This window comes from Cryobacterium fucosi (genome assembly GCF_004403515.1).
GTDB lineage: Bacteria > Actinomycetota > Actinomycetes > Actinomycetales > Microbacteriaceae > Cryobacterium > Cryobacterium fucosi.
In genome coordinates this window covers 1-12,277 of record NZ_SOHH01000096.1, presented here as the reverse complement: position 1 = coordinate 12,277, position 12,277 = coordinate 1, and the positions used below count along the sequence as shown (strand labels likewise).

Here is a 12,277-nt window from a genome sequence, read left to right as displayed (position 1 = left end):
GTATCCGACGCCGGCCGCGCCGCGGCCTACCCGGCCGAGGAGGACGCCGACGGCAGCACCGTCGCCGGGCGCATCGTGCTCGTCGCCGGTGCGACCAGCACCGCGGGCCTCGCCGTCGTGTCCGCCCTCACCCGGGCCGGCGCCGGCGTGATCGCGGTCGGTTCCAACGCCGAACGGCTACGCGCGCTGCGTGCCACGGCCCCCGCAGCCGTGACCTACCAGTGCGACCTGGCCGATTTCGCGGCCGTGACGAGTCTCGCCGCGGTGGTACACGCCGAGCACGGCCCGATCGACGGTCTCATTCACCTTGTCGGCGGCTGGCGCGGAGGCGGCGGCCTCGCCGGGCAGGGCGACGACGACTGGGACTTCCTGCACCGCAACATCGTGACCACCCTGCGCAACACGACCCGCGCGTTCAACGACGACCTGCTCACCTCGCCGGCGGGGCGCCTCGCGATCGTCTCCTCCGTGTCGGTCGACAACCCGCTCGCCGGCGGGGCGAACTACGCCGCCGCGAAGGCCGCCGCCGAGACCTGGACCCGCGCCGTCGGCCAGGGCTTCCGCAAGGCAGCCGGACCGGCCGCGGCCGTCGTCTTCGTCGTCAAGGGCCTCGAGGGGCTTGAGGCGGAGCTCGCCGCCCGCGTCGTCGCCCTGTGGGACGCGGATGCCGCATCCGTCAACAACACCCGCGTGCTCCTGACCCCCTGACCTCGGGCGTGGTCCCCCCGCATTCGCCGGGCGTGGCCGGAGCCGGCACAGAATCGAAGGAGCTTGATGCGCGAAGATGGAGGAGTGACCCCACTCCATGACCTCAGCTCGCGCGGTTTCGCCTCGGACAACTACTCGGGCGTGCATCCCGAGATCCTCGAGGCCATCAACCGGGCGAACGGCGCCCACCAGATCGCCTACGGCGAAGACGTCTACACGGCCCGGCTGCAGGAGGTCTTCGCGGAGCACTTCGGGCCGGGCACCCTGGCGTTCCCCGTGTTCAACGGCACCGGCGCGAACGTGATCGGGCTGCAGTCGATGCTGCCGCGCTGGGGCGCGGTGGTCTGCGCGTCGACCGCGCACATCAACTCCGACGAGGCAGGGGCGCCGGAGAAGGTCGCCGGCATCAAGCTGCTCACCGTGGACACCCCCGACGGCAAGCTCACCCCGGCCCTGATCGACCAGCAGGCCTGGGGTTGGGGCGACGAGCACCGCGCCCAGCCGCTCGTCGTGTCGATCACCCAGACCACCGAACTCGGCACCGCGTACACCGCCGAGGAGGTGCGCGCCATCGCCGACCATGCCCACGCGCACGGCATGTGGCTGCACATGGACGGGGCGAGGCTCTCCAACGCCGCGGCCTCCCTCGGGCTGCCGTTCCGGGCGTTCACCCGCGACGCCGGCGTCGACGTGCTCAGTTTCGGCGGCACCAAGAACGGCATGATGTACGGCGAGTGCGTCGTGGTGCTGAACCCGGAGGCATCCGACGGCCTGATCTACCTGCGCAAGCTGAACATGCAGCTCGCCTCGAAGATGCGGTTCATCTCGGCCCAGCTGATCGCCCTGCTCGAGCACGACCTCTGGCTGCGCAACGCCGGTCACGCCAATGAGATGGCCGCCCGGCTGCGCGCCGCCCTCGAGGATGGCGTGGCGGACGGCTCGATCGAGGGCGTCGAGTTCAGCCAGGCCACCCAGTCCAACGCCGTGTTCGCGGTGGTGCCCGCCGGGGTGGCCGACCGGCTGCGCGAATCGTTCCGTTTCTACGACTGGGACGCGGCCCGGAACGAGGTGCGCTGGATGTGCGGCTTCGACACCACCGAAGAGGACATCGACGCATTCGTCGTCGCACTGAAGAAGGAGCTGGGAACCCGATGAACGCGTTCGCGAACAAGCCCTGGCTCGGCGCCTATGCGCCGGGCGTTCCCTCCACGATCACCGAGCCGACCGAGACCCTCGTCGACATGATCGAGAAGTCGGTGCGGCGCTTCTCCGGCGACGTCGCGCTCGACTTCTTCGGCGCCACGACCAGCTACGCCGACCTCGGCGACCAGATCTCCCGGGTGGCCAACGGGCTGCTCCGCCTCGGCGTCAAACCCGGCGACCGGGTGGCCCTCGTGCTGCCGAACTGCCCCCAGCACGTGGTCGCGTTCTATGCCGTGCTCCGGCTCGGCGCGATCGTGGTCGAGCACAATCCGCTCTACACCGAGCGTGAGCTGCGGCACCAGTTCGAGGACCACGGCGCCACCGTGGCCGTGGTCTGGGACAAGGTCTACGCAACCGTGCTCGATTTCCCGGCCGACATGGGGCTGCGCACCGTGGTCGCCGTCGACCTGACGGATGCCATGCCCTTCGGCAAGCGCCTGGCGCTGCGGCTGCCCGTCGGCAAGGCGCGTGCCGCCCGGAGCGCCCTCACCGTTGACTCGCTGCCGAAGGGCGCGATCGAATGGTCGTCGCTGGTCGGGTCGCGCAAGCTCCGCCACAACCACCCGCGGCCGAAGATCGGCGACACCGCCGCGCTGCAGTACACCAGCGGCACGACCGGCAGCCCCAAGGGCGCCATTCTCAGCCACTTCAACCTGCGCGCGAACGCCCTTCAGGGCGAGGCGTGGGTGCCGGGCCTGCACGTGGGCGAGGAGGTGTTCTACGCGGTGCTGCCGATGTTCCACGCCTACGGCCTCACCCTGTGCCTGACCTTCGCGATGGCCACGGGGGCCAGGCTCGTGCTGTTCCCCAAGTTCGACGAGGGGCTGCTGCTCGACGCCGCCCGCCGCACCCCGCCGACGTTCATGCCCGCGGTCCCGCCGATCTACGACCGGCTGGTCAAGGCGGCGGCGGAACGCAAGGTGAGCCTGCGCAGCATCCGCTTCGCCATTTCGGGCGCGATGAGCCTGCCGGTGTCGATCGTCGAGCGCTGGGAGGCCGCGACCGGCGGACTGCTGGTCGAGGGCTACGGCATGACCGAGGCCTCGCCGATCGCCGTCGGCAACCCGATGGGTCCGACCCGGCGGCCGGGCACGGTCGGCGTGCCGTTCCCGAGCACGGAGATCCGGGTGGTCGATCCGGCCGACCCGACCGTCGACCGGGGCATCGAGGAGGAGGGCGAGTTGCTCATCCGCGGCCCGCAGGTCTTCTCCGGCTACTGGGACCAGCCGAGCGAGAGCGCGAAGGTGCTGCTCGAGGGCGGCTGGCTGCGCACCGGCGACATCGTGCGGGTCTCCGCCGACGGCTTCATCACGGTCGTCGACCGGATCAAGGAGCTGATCATCACTGGCGGTTTCAACGTGTCGCCGTCGGAGGTGGAGGCCGCGCTGCTCTCGCACCCGGACGTCGCGGACGCCGCCGCGGTCGGCCTGCCGAGCAGAAACGGCGGCGAAGACGTCGTGGCCGCGGTCGTGCTCACCGGCGGAGCCGCCCTCGACGTCGAGGAGCTGCGCGCGTATTGCCGCACCCGGCTCTCCGCCTACAAGGTTCCGCGCAACATCGTGCAGGTCGACGAGCTCCCCCGCTCCCTGGTCGGCAAGGTGCTCCGCCGCGAGGTGCGCGCCTCCCTGACCGCCCCGTAGCCGCCCCCGCCCGCACCCCACCGGTGATCGTGCCGCGCACCGGTGATCGAGCCGCGCGCCGGTGATCGAGCCAACCCCGGTGATCGAGCCAACCCCGGTGATCGAGCTTGTCGAGATCCCCGTCTCGACAAGCTCGACGACCGGTCCCAAGCTCAACGACCGGTCCCAAGCGCGACGACCGCCGCCGTTACGGCCGGAGGAGCACCTTGATCGCGCGCCGCTCGTCCATGGCGGCGTAGGCCTCGGCGACTTCGGACAGGGGCAGCTCGAGGTCGAAGACGCGGCCGGGGTTGATGGCGCCGGAGAGCACCTCGGGCAGCAGCTCCTCGACGTAGCCACGCACGGATGCGACGCCGCCGTTGAGCCCGACATTGCGGCCGAACAGCGGCCGCACCTCGATCGGGCCGCCGGTGGGCACACCGACGTAGCCGACCATTCCGCCGGGCCGGGCCGACGCGATGGCCTGCTCCATCGATTCCCTCGTGCCGACGCACTCGAGCACGCAGTCCGCGCCGATGCCGTCGAAGATTTCACGGATGCGGGCAACGCCCGCGTCGCCGCGCTCTTCGACGATGTCCGTCGCGCCGAACTCGCGGGCAACGGCCTGCCGTTCGGGGTTGCGCGACATCGCCACGATCCGGGAGGCGCCGAGGCGCTTGGCCGCGATGATGCCGCAGAGTCCGACCGCGCCGTCGCCGACGACCACGACGGTGCTGCCGGTGGTGACCCCGGCCGACAGGGCGGCGTGGTGGCCGGTGCCCATCACGTCGGCGAGGGTGAGGAGGCCGGGAACCTGGGCGTCGGTGGGCTGAGTCGGTGTCGCCACGAGCGATCCGTCCGCGTGCGGCACGCGCACCTTCTCCCCCTGCGCACCGTCGGCGAAGCCGCCGAGCTTGTCGTTCGAGCCCCACCAGCCGCCGTTCAGGCAGGAGGTGCTGACGCCGTTCAGGCAGTTGACGCAGGTGTTGTCGCAGTCGTAGAACGGTGCGATGACGAAGTCGCCGACCTTGATCGTCGACACGTCGGCGCCGATTTCCTCGACGATGCCCACGAATTCGTGGCCGATCCGGTGAGGTTCGTCGGTGGGCTGCACACCGCGGTAGGGCCAGAGGTCCGAGCCGCAAACGCAGGCCGCGACGACGCGCACGATCGCGTCACCGCCGGTGGAGAGGATGGGGTCGGGGACGTCTTCGAGGCGAACATCCCGTTCGCCGTAGATCACTGTTGCACGCATCCTTCGACCCTAGATGCCCCTCCTGACCACCACCCGGCCGTACACCGTTTTTCCGCTGGCCGCGAAAGTGCAGTTTTCGCCTTTGTGGAGGTGCCCAGGGGGTGAAAACTGCACTCTCGCGGTAAGGGAGGAGGAGGAGGAGGAGGAGCCTGGTCAGACCAGGGCGGGGGCGGATGCCACGGTGAGGGCGTCCTCGTCGGGGTCCAGGTCAACCAGCACCGTGTCGCCGTCGCGGATCTTGCCCGAGAGCAGCGCCGTCGCGAGGCGGTCGTCGATCTCGGTCTGCATCAGCCGGCGCAACGGGCGCGCGCCGTAGCTGGGGTCGTAGCCGCGTTCGGCGAGCCAGGACCGGGCATCCGGGGTCACCGCGAGCTCGAGCCGGCGCTCGACCAGCCGGCGCTCCAGCCGGTCGACCAGCAGTTCCACGATCTGGCCGAGGTCATCCATCGACAACGACTCGAACACGACGATGTCGTCGAGGCGGTTGACGAACTCCGGCTTGAATGTCTGCCGCACCAGCTGCTGCACGGCGTCCTCCTTCTGCTGCCGGTCGAGGCTCGCGTCGATCAGGAACTGCGAGCCGAGGTTGGAGGTCAGCACCAGGATCGTGTTGCGGAAGTCCACCGTGCGACCCTGGCCATCCGTCAGCCGGCCGTCGTCGAGCACCTGCAGCAGAACGTCGAAGACCTCCGGATGCGCCTTCTCCACTTCGTCGAACAGGATCACCGAGTAGGGGCGCCGCCGCACGGCCTCGGTGAGCTGGCCACCCTGCTCGTAGCCGATGTAGCCGGGAGGGGCCCCGACGAGCCGGGAGACGGAGAACTTCTCCCCGTACTCGCTCATGTCGATGCGCACCATGGCCTTCTCGTCGTCGAAGAGGAACTCGGCGAGCGCCTTGGCCAGCTCGGTCTTGCCCACCCCGGTCGGCCCGAGGAACAGGAACGACCCGGTCGGTCGGTCCGGGTCGGAGATGCCGGCCCGGCTGCGCCGCACGGCGTCGGCGACCGCGCGCACGGCCTCCTTCTGGCCGATCAGCCGGTGCCCGAGCTCGCCCTCCAGGTTCAGCAACTTGTCGGTCTCGCCCTGTAGCAGCCGTCCCACCGGGATGCCGGTCCACATGGCCACGACCGCGGCGATGTCCTCGGCGGTGACGTGGTCTCCGACCATTCGGGGTTCGTCCGGGGACGCCTCGGCGCGTTCCGCAGCTTCGATCTCCTTCTGGATTCTGGGCATGACGTCGAATTCCAGTCGAGAACGTTCCTGGAAGTCGGTTTCACGCTCGGCTCGATCTCGCAGTACCCGGGCGTCATCCAACTGCTTCTTGAGGTCGCCGACACGGTTCAGCGAAGCGCGTTCGCGATCCCACCTCGCCTTCAACGCGGTCAATTTCACCTCACGGTCCTCAAGATCACCCCGCAGCTTCTCGAGGCGTTGCTTCGAGGCGTCGTCCCTCTCCTTCTTCAACGCGAGCTCCTCGACCTTGAGCCGGTCGACGCTGCGGCGCAGCTCGTCGATCTCCACCGGCGCCGAGTCGATCTCCATCCGCAGCCGGCTCGCGGCCTCGTCGATCAGGTCGATCGCCTTGTCGGGGAGCTGCCGGGCGGTGATGTACCGATTGGAGAGGGATGCCGCGGCCACGAGCGCTGAGTCCGCGATCGTCACCTTGTGGTGGGCCTCGTAGCGCTCCTTGAGCCCCCGCAGGATGGCCACGGTGTCTTCGACGCTCGGCTCGTCGACCAGCACCGGCTGGAAGCGGCGCTCCAGCGCGGCATCCTTCTCGATGAATTCGCGATACTCGTTGAGAGTCGTGGCGCCGATCAGTCGCAACTCGCCGCGGGCCAGCATCGGCTTGAGCATGTTGGAGGCCGCCACCGAGCCTTCACCGCCGCCCGCGCCCATCAGGGTGTGCAGCTCGTCGACGAAGGTGATGATCTGCCCCTCGGCGTCGTTGATCTCCTTGAGCACGGCCTTGAGCCGCTCCTCGAACTCGCCGCGGTACTTGGCGCCGGCCACCAGGGCCGCCAGGTCGAGGGAGACGAGCTGCTTGCCCTTGAGCGAGTCGGCGACGTCGCCGGCGACGATGCGCTGTGCGAGGCCTTCCACGACCGCCGTCTTGCCGACGCCGGGCTCGCCGATCAGCACAGGATTGTTCTTGGTGCGCCGGGTGAGCACCTGGCTGACCCGGCGGATCTCCGCGTCCCGGCCGATCACCGGGTCGAGTTTGCCGCTCTTGGCGATCTCGGTGAGGTTGACCCCGTACTGCTCGAGGGCCGTCTTGGCGTCTTCCTGGGGCGGCTGCTGACCTGCTTGCATCGGGAGATCCTCTCTGGCCGGCCAGCCTCCCTGGGCAGGCGGCGGAAAAGCTGAGTCTTGTCGACTCAACTTTATTTCATATTCGACCGACACGCCAACGCCGCGCCCAACCGACTGCAGGGCAGGTGAATTGTCTGCGCCCGGCGACCGATCTTCCCCCCGCCACGTGCCGTCCTCTGGATGTACGGTGTGGATGACTGGATGCGCAACGCCCGCCGACATCCGCTCTTCACCGCAGAGGAATCACGATGGCTTTCCACCCGCTCGATCCACTGGCCGCAGCCGAGTTCACCGCCGCGTCCACCGTTCTCTCCCGGGAACACGGGGTCGGCGAAGGCTGGCGCTTCGCGTCGATCGAACTCGTCGAACCCCCCAAGAGCGCCATCCGGGCCTTCGAGGCCGACGGCACTGTGCCCGACCGGCGGGCCAGGCTCGTCGTGCTCAACCGCGGCGAAAACAGCACCTGGGTCGCGGTCGTCTCCCTCACGCACGGCTCCCTGCTCGACTGGGCCACCGTGCCCGGCGTGCAGGCGAACTTCACCGTCGACGAGTGGGGCGAGGCGGATTCCGCCCTCCGCGCCCACCCCGACGTGATCGCCGTGCTCGCCGGCCGGGGAATCACCGACCTGGACAACGTGTTCATCGACACCTGGACCTACGGCGACGCCGTCATCCCCGACCGGTTCCGCGGCCGCAGGCTTGGCTGGGCGGACATCTGGGTGCGCAGGGAGAAGGGCGCGAACCCCTACGCCGGACCGGTCAGCGGCCTGCACTTCGTGATCGACGTGAACACCATGGAACTCCTCGAAATCGAGGACTCCTTCGAGGTGGAACGCCCGGAGGTGATGGGCGAATACGTGCCGCACCTGATTCCGCCGCGCATCCGGGCGCTCAGCCACCGCCCACCGCTGAAGCCGCTCGACATCGTGCAGTCCGACGGGCCGAGCTTCCCGGTCGACGGCAACCTGGTCCGGTGGCAGAACTGGTCCCTCCGGGTCGGCTTCAACTACCGCGAGGGCATGACCCTGCACAACGTGAGCTACACCGACGCCGGACGGGTGCGCCCGATCGCCAACCGGCTCTCCTTCGCCGAAATGGTCGTGCCCTACCGCGACCCGAGCGTCGACCACTTCCGCCGCACCGCGTTCGACATCGGCGAGTGGGGCCTCGGCTTCATGACCACCTCGCTCGAGCTCGGCTGCGACTGCCTCGGCGAGGTCCGCTACCTCGACGCCGTGCTGCACAACAGCAAGGGCGAGCCGTACACGATCCCGAATGCCGTCTGCATCCACGAGGAGGACAACGCGGTGCTCTGGAAGCACGTCGACCACGACGGCGGGGCAGAGGTGCGACGGATGCGCCGCCTCGTCGTGTCCTTCCACGTCACCGTCGCGAACTACGAGTACCTCGTCTACTGGCGCTTCTACCAGGACGGCAACATGGAGTGCGAGGTGCGCGCCACCGGGATCATGGTGGTCACCCACCTCGAGGCCGGCCAGCCGCATCCGAACGGCACGCTTGTCGACACCCGCACCTACGCCCCGTTCCACCAGCACTTCATCGTCGCCAGGATGGACCTCGACATCGACGGCCCGGAGAACACGGTGTTCCGCTCCGAGACCCGGATCGAACCGATCGGCCAGGCGAACCCGCTCGGCCTGGCGCTGACCCAGCAGAACACGCCGATCGAGACCGAGGGCTTCGACGACTTCGAGTGGAGCACCCAGCGGGCCTGGAAGGTCGTGAACGAGAAGTCGCTGAACGGCCTCGGCACCCCCGTCTCCTACAAACTCGTGCCGGGCGGCGCCATCCCGTCGTTCTTCGATGCCGCCGCGCCGGCCCTGCAGCGCGCCCAGGTGATCGGGCACACCGTCTGGGTCACCCCGAACGACGAGTCGGAGCGCTGGCCCTGCGGCGAGTTCGTCAACCAGAGCTCGGTGGACCACGGGCTGCCGGAGTGGATCCAGGCACACCGATCCGTCCGCGACACCGACCTCGTGCTCTGGTACGTTTTTGGCATCCACCACATCACCCGGCCGGAGGAATGGCCGGTCATGCCCGCCGACACCGTGTCGTTCTGGCTGAAACCGGTCGGCTTCTTCGACCGCAACCCGTCGCTGGACGTGGAACCGAGTCCGAGCGGCCACTGCGCCCCGGGGGCAGCCGGCGCACACGACGGGCACGAAGCGCACCAGCACCGCGGCACCACAGAATCGAAGGAGTGAGCAGAGTGACCCGAGTAGCGAACTACGTCGTCGCCTACGAAGCGACCGAACGCGGCAACGAAGCCATCGAATTGGGTGTCGCCCTGGCGCGCCTGACCGGGGCCGAGTTGCGGCTCTGCCTCGTGCTGCCGCACTCCTCCGCCGTGCCCGCCAAGGTGGGCGCCTCCGCCTCGGACTTCCAGGCCCTGCTCGAGGAGCAAGGGCTCGAGTGGCTCGCCCAGGCCGCGCTGCGGATCCCGGCGGACGTCGCCTGGTCGACGCATCTTCTCTGGGCGGATTCGGCCACCGAGGGGCTGCTGCAGGCAGTCGAGAGATTCGACTCCGACCGGATCATCGTCGGCGCCTCCCGCCGCGGCATCCTGAACCGGTTCACGATCGGCAGCGTGGCGAACTCGCTGCTGCACGCGTCGCCGGTGCCCGTCGCCCTCGCGCCGCACGGCTACCGCGCCCCGGAGCAGATCACTCGCATCACCTGCGCGATCGGCACCCGGCCGGGCTGGCGAACCCTGCTCGACTCGGTGCTCGCGTTCTCCGAGGGCCTCACCGTCGACCTGCGTTTCGTCACCCTGGTCGAGGTCGACGCCCATCGCACCCACGCGACCGGCGCCGAGGCGGTGGCCGACGAGAACGAGAGCGGCGCCCACCTGCGCACCGTGCTGGACTACTTCTCGACGCATTCCCGGGCGCACGGGGACATCACCACCGAGGTGGCCTCCGGCCACAGCGTGGAGGCCGCGGTCGAGGCCCTCGACTGGCAGGAGACCGAGATCGCCTTCGTCGGGTCGAGCCGTCTCGCCCAGCCCACCACGATCTTCCTCGGCATCACGGCACACCGCATGCTGCACGCGCTGCCCGTGCCCCTGATCGTCGTCCCCACCGGCACTCACGCCCGGTTGACGCACTGAGAGAAGGACGCTCTGATGACCAACATTCCCGCCCCGGGCGCCACACCCGGAGCATCCACCACCGCCACGGGCGGCCTGTCCGACAAAGGCCTGAGCGCCGGCTCGATCGGGCTGCTCGGCGCCACCGTCATCGGCATCTCCTGCATCGCCCCTGCCTACACCCTGACGGCTTCGCTCGGCCCGACGGTCGCGGCCGTCGGCACCCAGATGCCCGGCATCTTCCTGGTCGGGTTCATCCCGATGCTGCTGGTGGCGCTCGGCTACCGTGAGCTGAACAACGCCATGCCGGATGCCGGAACCTCCTTCACCTGGGCCACCCGCGCCTTCGGCCCGTGGATCGGCTGGATGGGCGGCTGGGGGCTCATCGTCGCCACCGTGGTCGTGCTCTCCAACCTCGCCGGCGTCGCCGTCGACTTCTTCTACCTCATGCTCGCCCAGCTGTTCGGCAATCCCGACCTGGCCGATCTCACCTCCAACGCGGTCATCAACGTGCTCACCTGCCTGGTCTTCATGGTGGCGGCCTGTTACATCTCCTATCGGGGCATGGAAACCACCAAGGCGGTGCAGTACGTGCTCGTGGCCTTCCAGCTGGTCGTGCTGGTCTGGTTCAGCGTCGCCGCCCTGGTGCACTTCGGCAACGGTACGGCGTTCGACGCCCTCGGCTTCGGCGCCGAGTGGTTCAACCCGTTCCTCGCCCCGTCGTTCTCGGCCTTCGCGGCCGGGGTGTCGCTCTCGATCTTCATCTTCTGGGGCTGGGACGTGACCCTCACCATGAACGAGGAGACGAAGAACCCCAAGACCACCCCGGGGCGCGCGGCCACCCTCACGGTCGGCATCATCTTCGCGCTCTACATCCTCGTCGCCGTTGCGGCCCTGATGTTCTCCGGCGTCGGCGCCGGCGACCTCGGGCTCGGCAACGAAGACATCCAGGGGAACGTCTTCGCCGCCCTCGCCGGGCCGGTGATGGGGCCGTTCGCGATCCTGATGTCCCTGGCCGTGCTGTCGAGCTCGGCCGCATCGCTGCAGTCCACCTTCGTCGGCCCGGCGCGCACCATGCTCGCGATGGGCCACTACAAGGCATTCCCGAAGCGGTTCGCCTCGATCAGCCCGCGCTACAAGTCGCCCGGCTTCGCCACCCTGGTGGCCGGCATCGTCGCCTGGGTGTTCTACGCGGTGATGCGGGTGCTCAGCACGGATGTCCTCACCGACACCATCCTGACACTCGGCATGATGATCTGCTTCTACTACGGCGTCACCGCGTTCGCCTGCGTGTGGTATTTCCGGGCCGAGTCGTTCACCCAGACCCGGGCGTTCTTTCTCAAGTTCCTCGCCCCGCTCGTCGGCGGGGTCATCCTCGCCGTGATCTTCGCAACCACCCTGTACGACAGCATGAACCCCGACTACGGCAGCGGGTCGAACATCGGCGGGGTCGGACTCGTCTTCCTCCTCGCCATGGTGTTGTTCGTGGGCGGGGTGGTGCTGATGCTGCTGATGCGACGCGCGGACCCGGCGTTCTTCCAGGGCCACACCCTCCGGAAGGGTTCTTCGGCCGACCACGCCTAGCCGGGCACCTCAGCGCGTCTCCGGCCAGGGCGGCGGCGCATTCCCGTGACAGAATGGGAGCCCTCACCATGGCTCATTCACTCAGTTCCCACCAGATCGCGATACTGGTGGGCAGCCAGGCGTTCTCCCGCGGCGAGCGCTATGCCCGCAACGGCAACGTCCATGCGCCGGAGTGGTTCGGCGCAGGCACCCAGCTGTTCGGCGAGGTGCAGGGCACCCGGTCGACGCCGTACGCGGTGACCGTGTCCTTCACCACGAACACGTCGGGCGCGCTGGTGCGGGCCTCCGGCGTGTGCACCTGCCCGATGAAGAAGAACTGCAAGCACGTGGCTGCGCTCCTGATCGTGAGCGCGGGCACGCCAGGGGCAGACGGCACCCCGGCCGGCGAGGCCGCCCACGCGGTCGGCGACCGGCGGATGCCCCGGTTCGAGCCGTCCGCCGGCCCGCCCGCTCCGCCGGACTGGCAGCGCGCCCTCGCGCCGCTCG

General features: G+C 69.2%; 9 protein-coding genes. 7 read left to right on the top strand and 2 right to left on the bottom strand.

Translation table 11 applies throughout. The annotated features are described in order from the left end of the window. The 3 genes from E3T48_RS14180 to E3T48_RS14170 all read left to right on the top strand — a co-directional run. On the top strand, positions 1–708 hold a 708-nt coding region (locus E3T48_RS14180), incomplete at its 5' end, for an SDR family NAD(P)-dependent oxidoreductase (RefSeq protein WP_478213394.1). 84 nt (positions 709–792) lie between these two features. Next, entirely contained in the window at positions 793–1,863 is a 1,071-nt protein-coding gene (locus E3T48_RS14175) for a threonine aldolase family protein (protein WP_241986835.1), read from the top strand. Beyond that, positions 1,860–3,551: a long-chain-fatty-acid--CoA ligase gene (locus tag E3T48_RS14170; protein ID WP_134524688.1), complete on the top strand. Its 1,692-nt coding sequence runs from the start codon at positions 1,860–1,862 to the stop codon at positions 3,549–3,551. Before E3T48_RS14175 ends, E3T48_RS14170 begins: the two co-directional genes overlap by 4 nt. 187 nt (positions 3,552–3,738) lie before the next feature. On the opposite strand, the gene E3T48_RS14165 is transcribed toward E3T48_RS14170, so the two are convergent. Together E3T48_RS14165 and E3T48_RS14160 are read right to left on the bottom strand one after the other, a co-directional pair. Further along, positions 3,739–4,785: a zinc-dependent alcohol dehydrogenase family protein gene (locus tag E3T48_RS14165; protein WP_134524687.1), complete on the bottom strand. Its 1,047-nt coding sequence runs from the start codon at positions 4,783–4,785 to the stop codon at positions 3,739–3,741. A gap of 153 nt (positions 4,786–4,938) precedes the next feature. Further along, entirely contained in the window at positions 4,939–7,098 is a 2,160-nt protein-coding gene (locus tag E3T48_RS14160) for an ATP-dependent Clp protease ATP-binding subunit (protein WP_134524686.1), read from the bottom strand. 248 nt (positions 7,099–7,346) lie between these two features. Between E3T48_RS14160 and E3T48_RS14155 the strand changes: the two genes are divergently transcribed. From E3T48_RS14155 to E3T48_RS14140, 4 genes are all read left to right on the top strand, one after another. Further along, a complete protein-coding gene (locus E3T48_RS14155) occupies positions 7,347–9,323 on the top strand; it encodes a primary-amine oxidase (protein WP_134524685.1) in 1,977 nt (658 codons plus the stop codon). A gap of 5 nt (positions 9,324–9,328) precedes the next feature. Further along, positions 9,329–10,228, top strand: a complete 900-nt coding sequence (locus E3T48_RS14150) for a universal stress protein (RefSeq protein WP_166789751.1) — start codon at positions 9,329–9,331, stop codon at positions 10,226–10,228. Positions 10,229–10,243: 15 nt separating this feature from the next. Then, positions 10,244–11,791 (top strand): APC family permease, encoded by a 1,548-nt coding sequence (locus E3T48_RS14145; protein WP_134524683.1) that lies wholly within the window; start codon positions 10,244–10,246, stop codon positions 11,789–11,791. Positions 11,792–11,859: 68 nt separating this feature from the next. Beyond that, the coding region (locus E3T48_RS14140) for an SWIM zinc finger family protein (protein WP_174844178.1) at positions 11,860–12,277 on the top strand (418 nt) is incomplete at its 3' end.